Genomic DNA, 16,126 nt, shown 5'->3' on the forward strand with positions numbered 1-16,126 from the left:
GTGGCCGTTCGGCCGTGCGGAACAGCCGTATGACGCCGCTGGATGCCACTAGGCTCGGCATCCGTGCACCCGGTGATCACCAGAATCGGCCCGGTGGCGATCCTGTCCCACGACGTGTTCGTGGCGCTCGGCGTCGGGGTCGCCGCCCTCGTGCTGCTCTGGGAGATCCGCCGGCGCCGGGCCGAGGACGAGCGCCTCTGGTACGTCCTCGCCGGCGCCCTCGTCGGCGGGGCGCTCCTCGCGCGGCTGGGCACCTGGGCGCAGCACCTCGACCCGCGCGAGAACGCGTCGCTGCTGGCGCAGTGGGCGTACGGCAACCGCAGCATCCTCTCCGGGCTCGTCGGCGCCTATCTGGGCGCCCTGCTCGGCAAGCGGATCGGCGGGTACCCCCACAAGACCGGCAACCTGTTCGCCCCCGCCGTCGCCGCGGGCATGGCGGTCGGCCGGATCGGCTGCCTGCTGGCCGAGCCCCCGGGCACCCCGACGAGCCTGCCGTGGGGCATCCGCCTCGACGAGGCGCAGGCCGCGGCCATGCACGTGCCCGCCAACGTGGCGCTGCACCCCTCGTTCGTGTACGAGATCCTCTTCCACCTCGCCGCGTTCGCCGCCCTCCTCGCGCTGCGCGAGCGGGTCACCGCGCCCGGGCGGCTGTTCACGTACTACCTCGCCGCGTACGCCGCGTTCCGCTTCGGCGTCGAGTTGGTGCGCGGCAACGAGGTCGTGTGGGCGGGCCTGACCCGCTCGCAGCTGTTCCTGCTCGCGCTGCTACCGCTGACCGTGGCGCGCATCGCGTGGGCCCACACGCGCGGACGCGCCGCGGAGACCGAATCATTGGAGGCCGCATCATGAGCTGGACCGTGCCCCCGCCGCCCGGACCGGATCGGCCCATCCGCGCCCCCAAGGTCTTCATCGGCATCGGCCTGGTGTTCGCCGCGCAGTTCGTCGTCATCCTGATCGGCGTTGGCGCCGTCGCGATCGGCAACGCCAGCGCGGACTCCGAGAACGCCCTGCTGGGCGTGTGGCTCGAGGTCCTGCTCCAGGTCGTGCTGTTCGCCGTCTGCCTCACGTTCGGCATCATCTGGATCGTGCGCAAGGACCGCGGCGTCGGCCTCGGCCTGCTCATCGGCTGGGGCGCCAGCGTGCTGCTCTGCCCCGTCGCCGGCATCGGGGTCTGCCTCGCCATCGTCAACCAAGGATCGTCATGACCTCCGGAATGCAGCTGCGGGGCGACCGCATCCACCGCTACGTCAACGCGTTCTGCCCCACGTGCGCGGCCGAGGAGCCCGACCGTCCACTGGAGAACGTCCAGCGCCTGTCGGGCTGGCTCGCGGAGCGCGACGGGCGGATCTGGCTCGAGCGCGGGTGCCCGAGCCACGGCCTGGTCCGCACGCTCTACGACGAGGAGCCGGAGATTCTGCGGTACCTCGAACGCTGGACCGCCCCCACGAAGACCCACGTGCCCGACCTGGCCGGCAACTTCGCCCCGGTCCCGTCGGCCTACCTGGCCGGGCTGCCGGAGATGCAGACCCAGCACACCTGCATCCTGCTCGCCGACCTCACCGACAGCTGCAACCTGCGCTGCCCGACCTGCTTCACCGACTCCTCGCCGGCCATCGAGGGCGTCGTACCCCTCGCCGACATCCTGGCCGGCGTCGACACCAAGCTGTCGCGCGAGAACGGCCGCATCGACGTGCTCATGCTCTCCGGCGGCGAGCCGACCCTCTACCCGCACCTCGAGCAGCTGCTCGAGGAGGTCAGCGCCCGCAACGTGGTCCGGATCCTGATCAACTCCAACGGCGTCCGCATCGCGCGCGACGACGCGCTGCTGGACCTCCTCACGCGGCACCGCGAGCGCGTCGAGGTGTACCTGCAGTACGACGGCGTGTCCGAGCGCGCCGCCCGCCACCACCGCGGCGCCGACCTGCGCCGCCTCAAGGACCAGGCCGTCGACCGCCTCTCCGCGCGCGGCATCTTCACCACGCTCACCATGACCTGCGCCCTGGGCGTGAACGACGACGAGATCGGCGCGGTCGTGAAGCGGGCGCTGGACACCCCGTACATCGGCGGCGTCTCGCTGCAGCCGCAGTTCGGCTCCGGTCGTTCGGGCCCGATCGACCCCATGGACCGGCTCACCCACACGGGCGTCCTCGCGCGCCTCGGCCCGCAGACCGGCGACCTCGTCACCTGGCGCGACCTCACAGCCCTGCCCTGCTCGCACCCGCACTGCTGCTCGGTCGGGTACATGCTGCGCGACGACGCGGGCCGCTGGCAGTCCATGACCGCGCTCATCGGCCACGACCGGCTGCTCGAGTTCCTCGACCTGGCCCCCGACCTGGTCGCGAACCGCATCGCCGACGTCCAGCTGCCGGCCGCGCTGCGCGGCGCCGTCAAGGAGTCGCTGCTGGGCCTGCTCTCGGAGCAGTCGTCGCTGTCCCACCCCGACGTGGGCAGCCTGTGGCGCGACATCTGCGAGAACTGCGACCTGGGCATCTCGACCCTGACGACCCTCGTCTCCGCCTCGCTGCCGGGCGGCCGCGCGCGGCTGCGCAAGATGCTGGGGGAGCGGGTCAAGCGCATCACCGTGAAGCCCTTCATGGACATGCACACGATGATCGAGGAGCGCCTCCTGCAGTGCTGCGTGCACGTCGCGACGCGCCGCACGGACGCGGACGGCCCGCACGACCAGTGCGCCCCGTTCTGCGCCGTGCAGGCCTGGCCCGCGCTGTCCGCCCAGCGCCTGCCCCGCGCGGCCGCCCGGTGACGAGCCCGCCCTACGATCCGCTGCGGCTGTGCGTGTACGCCACGATCGCCGCCCTGGCCTGGCTGCTGGGCCCGGTCGCGGTGGTGGGCTTCGCGCTGCTCGGGTTCGCCGGCTACGCCCGCGCGCGCCGCCAGGGCCTGACCCGGTCCAAGTGCGTCCTGCGCGACACGCGCCTCGTGCTGGCGTACCTGGGCGTGCTGGCCCTGGCCGGCGCGACCGCGATCGGCTGGCAGGTGTACCACTTCTTCGCCTGACCCTGCCGCCCCCTTGTGCTTTTGCGTTTTGCGTGTGCTTTTGCGTTTTGCGCCGGGCCGGCCAGTCTTACGGTGCTCCCGGTCAGCGCTCCCTTGGCCCGGTTTTGCGTCGTGCGGCCGGTCCTACGGTGCTCCCGGTCAGCGCTCCCTTGGCCCGGTTTTGCGTCGTGCGGCCGGTCCTACGGTGCTCCCGGTCAGCGCTCCCTTGGCCCGGTTTTGCGTCGTGCGGCCGGTCCTCCGGGCGCGGGCGGGGCACCGGGGTGCCGGTCCGCGCTCCCGTGCGGCGCCGCCTTTTGGCCGCTTTCGCGCCGATCGGCCGGTCCTGCTGGCTCCCGCGCGGGCGCGGGTCTACGTTGACTGCCGTGAGTGATCTGCCGCCCGCGCTGAATCGCGGCTCCAGCGGTACGCCCGAGCCGGCCCGGTCCGCCCAGCTGCCCGGCTGGCTGCGCCGCACGGAGGCGGAGCAGCGCTGGCCCGCCGCGCTGGTCATCGCCATCGCGATCATGATCCACCTGGTGCTGCCGGCCGACCTGGCGCCGAGACCGCGCTGGCTGCTGCCCGGCCTGGAGGGCGCCATGCTGCTCTCGATCGTGGTGGTCAACCCGCTGCGCATCAACCGCGAGACGCGCATCCTGCGCCCCCTGGCCCTGGGCCTGGTCGTCCTGCTGACGCTGGTCACCGCCTGGTCGGTATGGCTGCTGGTCCAGGCGCTGTTCGCCAAGCACCAGAACGAGCTCCCGCCCGCACACCTGCTGCTGTGGGGCGCCGCCATCTGGTTCACCAACGTCATCGTCTTCGCCCTGTGGTTCTGGGAGACCGACCGCGGCGGCCCGGCCGCCCGCGCGGACGCGGACACCCCGCACCCCGACTTCCTGTTCACCCAGATGCAGGTCCCGGAGCTGGCCCACCACGACTGGGAGCCGGGCTTCTTCGACTACTTCTACCTGGCCTTCACCAACGCGACCGCCTTCAGCCCGACCGACACCCTGCCCATGTCCACCTGGGCGAAAATGCTCATGGCCGTCGAGTCGGTGATATCCCTGGTGACGGTGCTGCTGGTGGTAGCCCGAGCCGTAAACGTCATCGGCGGCTGAGGATGCCCCAGCCGTACCTCCACGACCTCATCACGTGCGTAGCCGCCCCCGCCACGTGGCTGTCCAGCCCTTCGGGAGCCATGACGTCCGGCGCCGAGGGCCTGTACGTCGAGGACCGCCGCATCCTGTCGAGCTGGCACCTGACGGTGGACGGCACCGCCCCGGTGACCCTGACCACCCGCCGGACCGGCGCCTCGTCGGCCCAATTCTCAGCGGTACCGCCGGTGCCGGCCCTCTCCGTGCAACGCCATCGCCTGGCCGAACCAACCGGCGGAACGGAGACCATCACACTCTCGAACGCGTCGCCCAGGCCACTGGAGGTCGAGGTAGCACTCCGCGCCGCGACCGACTTCGCCGCGCTGGGCACCGTACGCGCAGGCCACCCGGCACCTCTTACACCACCCGCACCGGCGTCCGCCGATTACGGCGCTGGGTCGCCGGCGTCCGCCGATTACGGCGCTGGATTGCCGGCGTCCGCCGATTACGGCGCTGGGTCGCCGGCGTCCGCCGATTACGGCGCTGGGTCGCCGGCGTCCGCCGATTACGGCGCTGGGTCGCCGGCGTCCGCCGATTACGGCGCTGGATCGCCGACGCCCGTCGAGTCCGGCGCTGGGTCGCCGGCGCCCGCTACGTCCGCATCCGCCCGGTCTTCCCTCGCATCCGCGCCATCCAACGAAGCCGGTCCGCTCCAACCGGCTCAGGCCCAGGTCGATCCATCGGCCCATCTCGACTGGCGAGCACCGGACGGCATCTCGGTCCGCATCCAGACGACCCCACCCGCCACCGTGACCCCGGGCGCGGGCGCGGAGGCGACCCTGGTCTGGCGCGCGCTGGTGCCCCCGCGCGGCACCTGGTCCGCCGAGGTTCGCATCACTCGCACCGACCTCCCACCGACCGCCCGACCCAAGCGCTTCAGCACCCTGCGCGTCGCCGCGGACGACCGGCGCCTTGATGCCCTGGTACGCGCCGGCGTCCAGGATCTGGACGCCCTCCGCCGCACCGAAGGCGCGGACGCGTACTACACCGCGGGCAGCCCCTGGTACCTGACCCTCTTCGGCCGCGACGCCCTGTGGTCCGCCCGCCTGGCCCTCCCACTCGGCCACGAGGTCGCCGCGGGCACCCTGCGCGCCCTCGCGGCCCGCCAGGGCACCCACTACAAGCCGGAGACGGAGGAGGAGCCGGGGCGGATCCTGCACGAGGTACGCCGCGAGGACAGCGCCCCCAGCTTCCCTCCGACCTACTACGGCACGGTCGACGCGACACCACTGTTCGTGAGCACCCTCGCGGACGCGTACCGCTGGGGCATGCCCGCCGCGGCTGTCCGCCCCTTGCTGCCGAACGTCCGCCGCGCCCTGGCCTGGCTCACCCGGCACGACGGCTTCGTCACCCACGCGACCGCCGGCCCCGGCCTGTCCAACCAGGGCTGGAAGGACTCGTCCGAGGCCATCCAGCACGCGGACGGCCGCATCGCGGGGGGCCCGATCGCTCTGAGCGAGGTCCAGGCGTACGCCTACCGAGCCGCCCTGGACGGCGCCTGGCTCCTCGACCAGCTCGCCGACACCGCACCCGCGCCCGTCGCCGCGCCCGCACCCGCGCCCGCCGCACCCGCGTCCGCCGCACCCGCGCCCACGGCACCCGCGCCTGCGCCTGCCGCGCCTGCGCCTGCCGCGCCTGCGCCTGCCGCGCCTGCGCCTGCCGCGCCCGCACTCGCCGCGCCCGCACCCGCCGCGCCTGCGCCTGCCGCGCCTGCGCCTGCCGCGCCTGCGCCTGCCGCGCCTGCGCCTGCCGCGCCTGCGCCTGCCGCGCCTGCGCCTGCCGCGCCTGCGCCTGCCGCGCCTGCGCCTGCCGCGCCTGCGCCTGCCGCGCCCGCACCCGCCGCGCCCGCACCCGCCGCGCCCGCGCCCACTACACCCGCGGCCGCCGCCGCACCCGCGCCCGCGCCACCCGCGCCCGCGCCCACTGCACCCGCGCCCACTGCACCCGCCGCGCCCGCGCCTGCCGCACCAGAGCGCGCGGCCGCGAATCGCGACGTCCGGGGCGCATTTGACGGAGCCGGATCAGGCGCGGATGCGGGCGCCCGTGATGCGTCCGCGGGCCGGCAAGGCGCAGGCTCGAGCGGCGCGGACGCGCAGCGCGCGGACGCGCAGCGCGCGGACGCGTTGGGTGCGGGCGACGTGCGCTCAGGTCTGCTGGATCTCAACGCATGGCTCGCCGAGGCGGCGCCGCGCGGTCCGGATGTGCTTGCCGCAAATCCGCCGAGGGCCGGCTCCGAGGGAGCGGTCGAGGCCAGCCGCTGGCGGGCGTGGGCGAGCGAGCTCGCCGAGCGCTTCCGCGCGGAGTTCTGGTGCCCCGAGGGGTACCCGGCGATCGCCCTCGACGGCGACGGCGCCCGCGTCGACCTGGTGGCGTCCAACATGGGGCATCTGCTCGGAACCGGGCTGCTCACCCCGGAGGAGAGCACCGCCGTGGCCGGGCGCCTCGCCGAGCTCCGATCGCCGTTCGGGGTCCGGACGGTGTCGCCGGCGTCGGCCGGGTACGACTTCCTGTCCTATCATCTCGGCTCCGTCTGGCCCCACGACAACGCGATCGCGCTGCTGGGCCTCGTGCGCGACGGTCACCGCGCGGAGGCGTCCGCGGTAATTTCGGCGCTGCTCGACGCGGCCGAGCGGTTCGACTACCGGCTGCCGGAGCTGTACGGCGGGGACGACCTCCCCACCCCGTACCCGTCCGCGTGCCGCCCCCAGACGTGGGCCGCGGCCGCCGCACCGGCGATCCTGACCGCCCTGCTGGGCCTGGACGTCGACGTGCCCGCCCGGCGCATCACGTTCGCGCCGCTCGCCCCATCCCCGGTCGGCGCGTACCGCATCCGAGGCCTGAAGATCGCCGACGGCGAACTCGACGTGAGCGTCACGGCCGCGGGTGAACTCACGGTCCACAATGGACCACTCGGCGTGACGTTCCACAACGCCGATGGCGGTCCGGCCCGAATCGCCCGTCCGGCGTAGCGGCGCTCGGCGGGTCAGTTGGCGCGCGGAGGCGTCAGGCGCAGGATGGTACCGCTGCCATCATCACTGACCAGGACCGTTCCGTCGGTGTCGATCGCGGCGTCCACGGGGCGGCCCCACCACTTGCCGTCGGCGCCCACGAAACCGGCCGCCAGGTCCACCGGGTCGCCCGGGCCGCTCGCCGTCCAGGGGATGTAGAGCACCTTGTACCCGGCCGGCTTCGTGCGGTTCCAGGAGCCGTGCAGCGGCACGATCGCCGCGCCGTTGTAGAACGTCAGGCCCAGGGGCGCGCTGTGCGGGGGCAGGCCGAGGTCGATCGGGTCGGCCTTGGCGCAGTCGGCCTTCGAGCCGTCGCGGTTGAGCTCGTAGTCGCGCAGGAAGCCCATGTTGTGCAGGCCGTTGTCGCTGTTCGGGTTGCAGAAGGGCCAGCCGTAGAAGCCGCCGTCGCGGACCTTGATGAACTCCTCCGGCGGGTAGTCGTCGACGAACTCGGGCATGCGCTTGCCCTTGTCGGACTTGCCGTCGCCGTCGACGTCGCGGTCGTCGGGGACCAGGGTGTTGTCGCGGTTGTTGACGACGATCCACAGCTCGTCGGTCCCGGGGCGGAAGGCGAGGCCCTCGGCGTTGCGGATGCCCCGGGCGAGCAGGTGCCGCGACGCGTTGGTGCCGCCCGCGGCGTACGTGTAGATCGTGGCGCGCTGCGGGTCGCTCACCGTGTCGGAGACGCAGGCATTGCAGGTGGAGGCGACCGAGACGTACAGCGTCTCGCCGTGCACGGCGATGTTCTTGAGCACGTGCGCATACGTGCCGCGCAGCTCCGGCGTGCTGGTGTCGGGCAGCCCGTCCACGACCACCTGGCCGTCGTGCGCCTTCGTGTCGCCGTTGCTGTACGGGTACCGAATGACGCGGTTCGATTCGGCGATGAACAGGAACATCTGCCCGTTGACCGGCGCGAAGACCATGTCGTGGGGCTGGCGCAGGCCGGTCGCGAACTCCGACACCGCGCCCGCGCGCACGAGCTGCACCTTTCCGGCGCCCGGCTGGGACACGAGCAGGTCGCCGCTCGGCGTCGGGGCCATGAACCGGGCCTTGTCCACCCGCGCGTAGACCGTCGCCGTCCAGCCGGCGGGCAGCTGAAGGTACCGATCCTGGTTGAACGGCGCGGACGCGAGCCCGGACGGCACAGCGACCTTCACTCGCGTCGGTGCGCCGAGCCCCGCGGCCGCGGGGGAGCCGTTCGAACCCGAAGGACCCGGCCGCGCGGGCGCGGGCTCGGTCGAGCTGCCGGGCGCGTCCGAGCACGCGGCCAGGGCCAGTGAGCAGGCGAGCAGCAACGCGGCGAGCTTGCGCATGGCCCCGACGCTACCTCTCCGTAAGCTTGTACGGTGCAGCTGATCGTTCTGGACCGGCCGACCTGGGAGGCCCGCCGCGCCGCCCACGAGGCCCGCGTGGACGCGTGGATCGAGCCGCACCTCGCCCGCCGCCGGCTCGGGCGCAGGCACCCCGTCGAGGACTTCCTGTTCACGTACTACTCGTACCGGCCGGCACAGCTGCGCCGCTGGCACCCGGGCGCGGGTGTCGAGCTGGCGGGCTCGGGCGCGGAGGCGGCGACGGTGCCGGCCCGCCGCGCGGAGGCGATCGCGTGGATCCGCGACCTGCTCGTCGCGACGGCCGCACGGACGCCGCACCTCGGGTGCTTCGGGCTGCACGAGTGGGCGATGGTGTACCGCCAGACGCAGGACGAGCTGCGGCACAACGCGTGGCCGTTGCGCCTCGGCCCGGAGGGCACCGACGCGGTCGTCGAGGCGAGCCGGATCCGGTGCAGCCACTTCGACGCATTCCGCTTCTACACCGCGCCCGCGCGTCCGCTGAACCTGCTGCAGCCGACCCGTGAGTCCCAGACCGCCAACGAGCAGCCGGGCTGCCTGCACGCCAACATGGATCTGTACAAGCACGCGTACAAGCTGGCGCCCCTCGTGCCCGCCGAGCTGATCGCCGACTGCTTCGAGCTCGCGCGCGACGTGCGCACCCTCGACATGCGCGCCTCGCCGTACGACCTGGCCGACCTCGGCTACGAGGCGGTGGGCATCGAGACGCCCGAGGGCCGCGCCCGCTACGTCGAGGCGCAGCGCTCCTTCGCCGAGCGGGCCGTGCCCCTGCGCGGGCGCCTGATCGCCGAGTGCGAGAGGCTCCTGGAGGCCGTCGCCGACTGACCGGCGGGAGGAGCCCGGGCGCGACGGGCTGGTGTATAAGTCGGGTTCATGTTCTGGCGGGAACGAGGATCCGGGGAGTGGCGATGAGCGAGGTACGGCGGCGTTTAGGGTCCCTGCTGGGTATGTGGGACACCGTCGCCACCGTGAACGGCCAGGTCACGATGCGCGGCTGGGCGAGCTTCGCGTGGGCGGACGACGGGGAGTTCCTCGTCCAGCGCGCGGACGCGGACCCGCCGGGCGACGACCTGCCGCGGGATTGGATCGAGAACGCGCCCTTTCCGACCACATCGGTGATCGGCTACGACGACGGCAGCAAGATCTTCACGATGCTCTACTCCGACGCGCGCGGCGTGCTGCGGGTGTACGGCATGGACGTCGACGGAAGCACGTGGCGCATCTGGCGCGCGGCCGAGGGCTTCAACCAGCGCTTCACCGGCACCATCGACCCGGACGGCAAGCGCATCGACGCGTACTGGGAGATGTCCAAGGACGGCCTGAAGTGGTCCAAGGACTTCGACCTGACGTACACCCGCGGCTGAGCGGCGGTCCCCAGCCTCTCCCAGCCTCGCCAAACCACGACCTTCCCACCTTCGCTTCGACGGCGCGCCCGCGCGGGACCGTCCCCGGTTCGGACGGTGCCCCGCGCGCGGCGCCGTTCGGACCCCTGCGTCCGCGCGGAGGCGCGCCGAGTCGAGGCGGCCGACCTAACCGCAGGGCAACGGTGACCCCGTCGCCAGACGCCGACTGTCGGGCGCGCGAGGCGTGCGATCGTCAAGTGTCATCTTGACAGCGCGAGGCGCACGACCTCCTCGGCGCAGCCCCACGACAACGTGACACCCGCGCCGCCGTGGCCGTAGCAGTGCACGACGCGCGTACCGCCCGGCAGCGCCTCCGGGTCCACCTCAAGCCGGGGCCCGCCCTCCCGCGCGGGTCGCAGCCCCGCCGCCTCCCGCAGCGGCCGCGCGCCGGCCAGCTCGGGCACGAGCTCCACACACCGCCGCAGGATCGCCGCGGTCGTGGCCGGGTCGGGCGCCTCGTTCCAGTCGCCGGGCTGGAACGTCCCGCCGAGCACGACATCGCGCGAGCGCGGATGGATGTACGTCATCCCGCCCGGATGCTCCTCATCACGCACCGACGTCTCGAGCCCCGGGTTGGCGACGACCACGATCTGCCCCCGGGCGGGAAAAACCGCCGCGTCGTCGGCGAGCGCGCGGGCGGCGAGCCCGGTCGCGTTGACCACCGTGCCGGCCTGCCCGCCCAGGTCAGCGAGCCGCGCCACGCGCCCGCGCGTCAGCGTGCCGCCGAGGGCCCGGACGCGTTCGGCAAGCCACGGAAGGTACGCCTCCATCTCCGCCGACGGCACCGTGAACCGCCACTCTCCGGCGACCGCCGCGGGCCCCATGGACGACCGCTCGCCGCGGGGCGCTGGCTGGTCCGTGGAGCTCCGCGTGTCCGTCGACCGGCCCTCGTCTACTGGCGACCGCTCGTCTACCGACGGCCGCTCGTCTACCGGCGACCGCTCGTCTACCGACGGCCGCTCGTCTCCCGACGGCCGCTCGTCGGTGTATCGCCGCGCGTCCGGGCCCGGCCGCTCGTCGGTGAGTCGCCGGGCATCCGGGCCAGGCCGCTCGCCCGGGTGCACCCTGAAGTCCGGCACCGCCCCGGCCCACCAGGGCGTTCCGGTGGGCCGGCGGATCACCATCCGGGTCGGCCGCGGGGCGACACCAGGGACGCCCTCCACCGCCTGCGCCATGAGGATGTCGTACGTCCTGTGCGCCCACCCGAGCACCCGCGGATCGGCCTCGGTGTGCGTCGGATACCAAACGGCCGCGGCAAGGCGGGACACCGTCTGCCCGGGTTCGTCGGCCGTGACGACCCGCACCCGCGCGCCGGCTTCGAGCAGCCGTACCGCGCAGGTCAACCCGATCACCCCTGCACCCAGCACGATCACGTCATCCATGGATTCAGGCAACCAGTGCCCGGTCCGCTTGTCCAAGTCCGGTGCGCTACCGCGCGATAAGCCACGCTTATCGCCTCGCCGGGTTCGCCCCTGTGGATCCCGCCTCCGCGCGTTGCTTCGACGGCGGGTTCGCCGACACCGTGCGCGAGGCCGCGGCCGTCATCTGTGCCCCGCTTGCGCGCCCACTTCGAGGCACCGTGCGCGAGGCCACATCTCTGCCCTGCTTTCGCGCCCTTCGAGGCACCGTGCCCGAGGCCGGCGGTCTTCCGCGTCCCGCCTCCGCGCGCATGCCGCATTGGTACACAATTGGTGGCGCGCTTCCCGATCCGATCCCCCCGCCGCGTCTCAGGTCAGCCTGCCACCGATCGCCGGCCCTTGCCTCAGGTGCGCGGTGCCCATCGCCCGCCCGGCCCACAATGCGACCACGTTGCGCGGCCGCGCCTATGCTCGGCCGATGGAACCGCTGGATCTGCGGCGGCTGCGGTACTTCGCGGTACTGGCCGAGGAGCTGCACTTCACGCGCGCAGCCGCGCGACTGCGCATTGCCCAGCCGGCGCTGAGCCAGCAGGTCCGCACGCTGGAGCGAGAAGTCGGCGCGCGGCTCGTCGAGCGCGGCGCGGGCGCGTGCTCCCTCACCCCGGTGGGCGAGGTCGTGGCCGTCGAGGCCGCGCTGCTGCTCGCCCAGGCGAGTGCCGCGCGGGAGCGTATCGAGGCGGTCGCGCGGGGCCAGGGCGGGCGGATTCGGCTGGCCTACACACGATCCGCCCGCGGCGGGCGCGTCGACGCGCTCGTCGAGCGCTTCCGCGCCCAGAACCCGCTCGTCGAGGTGCTGCCCGAGACCGGCTGGCACGCACCGAACGTCGCGGGACTGCTCGCCGGGCGGTACGACGCGGCGTTCGTCCGGCCGCCGCTCGACGAGCCCGGCATCCGCTGGCGGCTCGTCGACACCGAAGAGCTGCTCCTCGTCCTGCCGGTCGGGCACAGTCTGGCCCGCCAGCGCCGTGTCGCACGGGAGGCGATCGCGGGCGAGCCGGCGGTCATGTGGCCGCGCGAGAACGGACCCGGCATGTTCGACCGCATCGTCGCGCAGGTGTGGCCGTCCGGGATCAACCTGGCCCGCTACGAGCCCGACGACGAGCAGCTCCTGCGCGCGGTCGCGGCGGGCGGCGTGGTCGCAGCGGTGCCGGAGGGCCGCGCGAAGGCCCTGCGGCTGAGCGGAGTGGTGCTGCGTCGCCTCACCCCGCCGGCGGCCACCGTCGACATCGGCCTCGCCTGGAACGACCGCACCGCGACACCCCTGGTGCGGCGCCTCCTCGCGGCGCTGGACGACCTCGGCTGATCCTCCGGGATGTGTCGTCGGCCCTCGAGCCGGGTCGAACTCGCCGATACACGTGCTGGCAGCGCCGTGGTCAGTCCTGAATGAAGGCGAGCAGGTCGGCGTTGAACGCGGCCTCGTAGGCGCCGCTGATGCCGTGGGGCGCGCCCGGGTACACCTTCAGGCTCGCGTTCTTGAGCAGCCGCACGGTCTTGATGGCGGCAGCCTGGATCGGCACGATCTGGTCGTCGTCGCCGTGCGCGACGAACACGGGGATGTCGATGCGCTGGAGGTCCTCGGTGAAGTCGGTCTCGGAGAACTCGCGCACGCAGTCGTACGCGGCCTTGAGCCCCACCTGCATGCTCAGCCGCCAGAACTGCTCGCGCAGACCCTCCGACACGCTGCTGCCCGGCCGGTTGGCGCCGTAGAACGGGACGCTCAGGTCGCGGTAGTACTGCGCGCGGTCGCCGGCCAGGCCGGCGCGGATCTCGTCGAACACGCTGCGCGGAGTGCCGTCCGGGTTCGCGTCGGTCTTGAGCATCAGCGGCGGGACGGCGCCCACCAGCACCGCCTTCGACACGCGCGACGTGCCGTGGCGGCCGAGGTACCGCGTGACCTCGCCGCCGCCGGTGGAGTGCCCGACCATCACCGCGTCGGTGAGGCCGAGCTCGTCCATCAGCTCCGCGAGGTCGTCGGCGTAGGTGTTCATGTCGTTGCCCTGCCACGTCTGCGTGGACCGTCCGTGGCCGCGGCGGTCGTGCGCGACCGCGCGGAAGCCCCGCGACGCGAGCAGCATCAGCTGGTCGTCCCAGGCGTCGGCGTTGAGCGGCCAGCCGTGACTGAACACGACGGGGCGGCCGGAGCCCCAGTCCTTGTAGAAGATGTGGGCGCCGTCGGACGTGGTGATGAAGGGCATGGCGTCTCCTAGCGGGCCGAGTCGGGCGGGCTCGTGGTGAACGTGACCACGATCCTGGGAACCAACCTCGCCCTCCCAGGTGGCCTTGGGCGCGTCGCACTCACCGCACACCACATGAGGGCCCGAAATCGGGAGACGGCGCGCGCGGAAGCGTGGCGCGAGCTGACCCGGTCGACTCGGGAACGTCGCCGGGAGAAGCCCTTAAAGGCTGGTCAACCCTGCCTCAAGTGAGAGCGCTCCATCGACGAATATTCATAAAGATTATTTACTGTTAACAATCCTTCCCTTACATTGAGCGGCATCACCCCCCACCGCTGGAAGGAGCGATTGGATGCGCAAAGCGATCGCTGCGGTACCCCTGACGCTGGCCGCCGTGGCCGCCGCACTCCTGGTGACGGTGTCCCCGGCGTCCGCGCACGGGTACATCTCCTCGCCGCCCAGCCGCCAGGCGATGTGCGCCCAAGGCCGCGTGGCCAACTGTGGCGAGATCGTCTACGAACCGCAGAGCGTCGAAGGCCCCAAGGGCCTGACGAGCTGCAGTGGCGGCAACAGCCGGTTCGCCGAGCTCGACGACCCGAACAAGGGCTGGCCGGCCACGTCGGTCGGCAACACCGTCACGTTCTCGTGGGTGTTCACCGCCCGCCACGCCACGGCGAACTTCGAGTACTTCGTGGGCGGCACCCGCATCGCCAACATCGACGGCGGTGGTCGGCAGCCCGACGCCACCGTCTCCCACACGGTGAGTCTCGGCGGTCGCACCGGCCGGATCCTGGTGCTGGCCCGCTGGAACATCGCCGACACCGGCAACGCGTTCTACTCGTGCGTCGACCTGCAGGTCGGCACCGGCGGCGGGAACCCGACGCCGACGCCCACGCAGCCGACGCCGTCGCCGACGCGTCCGAGCCCGTCCCCGTCCGTCTCCCCGACCACGCAGCCGCCGACCGGTACCACCACGTGGGCCGCCGGCACCGCGTACAAGGTCGGCGACCGGGTCACCTACAACGGCGTGACCTACCAGTGCCGCCAGGCGCACACCGCGATCCCCGGCTGGGAGCCGCCCAACGTCCCAGCTCTGTGGCAGCGCGTCTGATCATCCGGTACCGCTGAATGAAGGGTGGCGTTCCGAGCACCAGGACGCCACCCGTGCGCAAGGAGACCCATGAAACGCATCGCGCTCCTACTCGCGGCGTTCCTGCTCGCGGGCTGCGCCGCCGCCCCGGCCCAGCCCGCCCCCGCAGGCACCGAGCAACGCGTCTTCAACGACACGGACGTCATGTTCAGCCAGATGATGGCGGCCCACCACAGCCAGGCCCTGGAGATGGTGCGCCTCGCCGCCACGAAGGCCGCGCGCGCGGACGTGCGCACCCTCGCGGCCGCAATCGACGCCACCGAGACCGACGAGCTCAAGACGATGCAGGTCTGGCTCGACGCGTGGGGCCGGCCGCCCGCCGCCGACGCGTCCGCGCACGCGGGCCACGGCGGCGCGCACGGTGCCAACCCCGAGGACATCAAAGCGCTGCAGGCCGCGACCGGCGCCGACTTCGAGACCAAGTTCCTGAACCTGCTCATCGCCCACCAGCACAACGCGATCGAGATCGCGCGGATGGAGACGGGCACGGGCATCAACCCAGGGGCGCTGGACCTGGCCAAGCGGATCGACGAGTCACGCACCGCCGAGATTCAGCAGATGCTTCGGTACCTCAACCAGCCCGCCTGAGCCCAATTCGGCGCCCCCTGGGACGTTCAGGCGGTCACTCGCATCCGATGCCGTCGTGATCGGTGTCCAGGCCGTACGGGTCGCTGCCGATCACCTGGACCGGCCCCTGCACGTAGGACGGGCCGTTGCCCGAGCCCCCGGCGCAGTCCACGTCGACCGGGTCGTTCGGGACGCACGGCGAGTAGTTGGGGTTGCAGTTCTGCGCGGGCGGCTTGGTCGTGGGCTTCGTCGCCGGCTTGGTGGTCGCCGGCTTCGTGGCCGGAGGCTTGGTGGTCGGCTTCGCGCCCGGGACACCGGCGGCGGTCGTCGGTGCCGTCGTCGGCGCGGCCGCGGCGGTGGTCGGTGGCGGGGCGGTCGTGGTCTGTGTCTCGACCGCCGTCGTGGCGGGAGACGAGGCGGGAGCGTCGCTGATGGGTGCCCCGAGCGCCCCGTTGCGCGCGACGTCCTCGGTCTTGGCCGGCTTGTCCTGGTTGCCGGCGGCGGCGACCACGATGCCGCAGAAGACGAAGACGCCGAGCACAGCGGCGGCGATGACCAGGTACCAGCCGTGCTTCCGCGCGCCGGTCGGCGGCGGCGGCGCATTCCACGGCCCGCCGGCGGGAGCGGCGTACACCCGCGGCATGGGCGCGGGCGCGGCGTGCGGCATCGCCGGGCGGCCGGGCGCGATCGGCGGGCGGCCGGGCCCCATCGCCGGGCGGCCGGGCCCGGAGACCGGGACAGCGTGCTGTTCGGGCCGCCAGGAGCCGGTGCCGTGCGGTGGCTGAGAGGTCACGAAGCGAAGTCTGCGCGGGCGTCCGCGCCCGGGGGAACGGCCGAATGGCCCTCTCGGGCTTCGTTCGGTGGCGAACAACCCTCGTTCGGTGGCCAACGATCGGCGAATGGGCGGGCGGG

At 73.0% G+C, this 16,126-nt stretch carries 15 protein-coding genes and 1 pseudogene; 12 read left to right on the top strand and 4 right to left on the bottom strand.

Going from position 1 to position 16,126, the window contains the following annotated elements; all coding sequences use genetic code 11:
* Window positions 1-72 precede the first annotated feature (72 nt).
* The 7 genes and pseudogenes from ACPPVO_RS07740 to ACPPVO_RS07770 all read left to right on the top strand — a co-directional run bounded on the left by ACPPVO_RS07740 (window position 73) and on the right by ACPPVO_RS07770 (window position 7,114).
* Window positions 73-849: a prolipoprotein diacylglyceryl transferase gene (locus ACPPVO_RS07740; protein WP_426510564.1), complete on the top strand. Its 777-nt coding sequence runs from the start codon at window positions 73-75 to the stop codon at window positions 847-849.
* A complete protein-coding gene (locus ACPPVO_RS07745) occupies window positions 846-1,205 on the top strand; it encodes a hypothetical protein (protein ID WP_426510565.1) in 360 nt (119 codons plus the stop codon). Before ACPPVO_RS07740 ends, ACPPVO_RS07745 begins: the two co-directional genes overlap by 4 nt.
* Window positions 1,202-2,761: a radical SAM protein gene (locus ACPPVO_RS07750; protein ID WP_426510566.1), complete on the top strand. Its 1,560-nt coding sequence runs from the start codon at window positions 1,202-1,204 to the stop codon at window positions 2,759-2,761. The genes ACPPVO_RS07745 and ACPPVO_RS07750 overlap by 4 nt, the downstream gene beginning before the upstream one ends.
* Complete coding sequence (locus ACPPVO_RS07755; RefSeq protein ID WP_360369376.1) at window positions 2,758-3,015, top strand: hypothetical protein; 258 nt, start codon at window positions 2,758-2,760, stop codon at window positions 3,013-3,015. The genes ACPPVO_RS07750 and ACPPVO_RS07755 overlap by 4 nt, the downstream gene beginning before the upstream one ends.
* 362 nt (window positions 3,016-3,377) lie before the next feature.
* Window positions 3,378-4,109 (top strand): hypothetical protein, encoded by a 732-nt coding sequence (locus ACPPVO_RS07760; protein ID WP_426510567.1) that lies wholly within the window; start codon window positions 3,378-3,380, stop codon window positions 4,107-4,109.
* Between the two features lie 80 nt (window positions 4,110-4,189).
* Window positions 4,190-4,432, top strand: a pseudogene (locus ACPPVO_RS07765) (glycogen debranching N-terminal domain-containing protein); the annotation flags it as partial.
* Window positions 4,433-4,894: 462 nt separating this feature from the next.
* Window positions 4,895-7,114, top strand: a complete 2,220-nt coding sequence (locus tag ACPPVO_RS07770) for an amylo-alpha-1,6-glucosidase (RefSeq protein WP_426514568.1) — start codon at window positions 4,895-4,897, stop codon at window positions 7,112-7,114.
* A gap of 14 nt (window positions 7,115-7,128) precedes the next feature.
* On the opposite strand, the gene ACPPVO_RS07775 is transcribed toward ACPPVO_RS07770, so the two are convergent.
* Window positions 7,129-8,466 (bottom strand): PQQ-dependent sugar dehydrogenase, encoded by a 1,338-nt coding sequence (locus ACPPVO_RS07775; RefSeq protein ID WP_426510568.1) that lies wholly within the window; start codon window positions 8,464-8,466, stop codon window positions 7,129-7,131.
* Window positions 8,467-8,499: 33 nt separating this feature from the next.
* Here ACPPVO_RS07775 and ACPPVO_RS07780 point away from each other — a divergent pair, with 33 nt between their 5' ends.
* Window positions 8,500-9,327: a 3-methyladenine DNA glycosylase gene (locus ACPPVO_RS07780; protein ID WP_426510569.1), complete on the top strand. Its 828-nt coding sequence runs from the start codon at window positions 8,500-8,502 to the stop codon at window positions 9,325-9,327.
* Window positions 9,328-9,470: 143 nt separating this feature from the next.
* Complete coding sequence (locus ACPPVO_RS07785; protein ID WP_426510570.1) at window positions 9,471-9,866, top strand: hypothetical protein; 396 nt, start codon at window positions 9,471-9,473, stop codon at window positions 9,864-9,866.
* 239 nt (window positions 9,867-10,105) lie between these two features.
* Here the strand turns inward: ACPPVO_RS07785 and ACPPVO_RS07790 are convergent, their stop codons facing one another.
* Window positions 10,106-11,287: an FAD-dependent oxidoreductase gene (locus tag ACPPVO_RS07790; RefSeq protein WP_426510571.1), complete on the bottom strand. Its 1,182-nt coding sequence runs from the start codon at window positions 11,285-11,287 to the stop codon at window positions 10,106-10,108.
* 454 nt (window positions 11,288-11,741) lie between these two features.
* On the opposite strand from ACPPVO_RS07790, the gene ACPPVO_RS07795 reads away from it, so the two are divergent.
* Window positions 11,742-12,626, top strand: coding sequence for a LysR substrate-binding domain-containing protein (locus ACPPVO_RS07795; RefSeq protein ID WP_426510572.1), 885 nt, complete (start codon window positions 11,742-11,744; stop codon window positions 12,624-12,626).
* Between the two features lie 70 nt (window positions 12,627-12,696).
* Here ACPPVO_RS07795 and ACPPVO_RS07800 read toward each other — a convergent pair whose 3' ends face one another.
* Window positions 12,697-13,518: an alpha/beta fold hydrolase gene (locus ACPPVO_RS07800; RefSeq protein ID WP_426510573.1), complete on the bottom strand. Its 822-nt coding sequence runs from the start codon at window positions 13,516-13,518 to the stop codon at window positions 12,697-12,699.
* Window positions 13,519-13,849: 331 nt separating this feature from the next.
* Between ACPPVO_RS07800 and ACPPVO_RS07805 the strand changes: the two genes are divergently transcribed.
* Window positions 13,850-14,608 carry a lytic polysaccharide monooxygenase gene (locus tag ACPPVO_RS07805; protein ID WP_426510574.1) on the top strand — a complete coding sequence of 253 codons (759 nt, stop codon included), beginning with the start codon at window positions 13,850-13,852 and terminating at the stop codon, window positions 14,606-14,608.
* Window positions 14,609-14,677: 69 nt separating this feature from the next.
* Window positions 14,678-15,235, top strand: a complete 558-nt coding sequence (locus tag ACPPVO_RS07810) for a DUF305 domain-containing protein (RefSeq protein WP_426510575.1) — start codon at window positions 14,678-14,680, stop codon at window positions 15,233-15,235.
* A 34-nt stretch (window positions 15,236-15,269) separates the two neighbouring features.
* Here ACPPVO_RS07810 and ACPPVO_RS07815 read toward each other — a convergent pair whose 3' ends face one another.
* Window positions 15,270-16,007: a hypothetical protein gene (locus ACPPVO_RS07815; RefSeq protein ID WP_426510577.1), complete on the bottom strand. Its 738-nt coding sequence runs from the start codon at window positions 16,005-16,007 to the stop codon at window positions 15,270-15,272.
* Window positions 16,008-16,126: the final 119 nt, after the last annotated feature.

Source organism: Dactylosporangium sp. McL0621 (genome assembly GCF_049995355.1).
In the GTDB taxonomy this organism is placed as follows: Bacteria; Actinomycetota; Actinomycetes; order Mycobacteriales; family Micromonosporaceae; genus Dactylosporangium.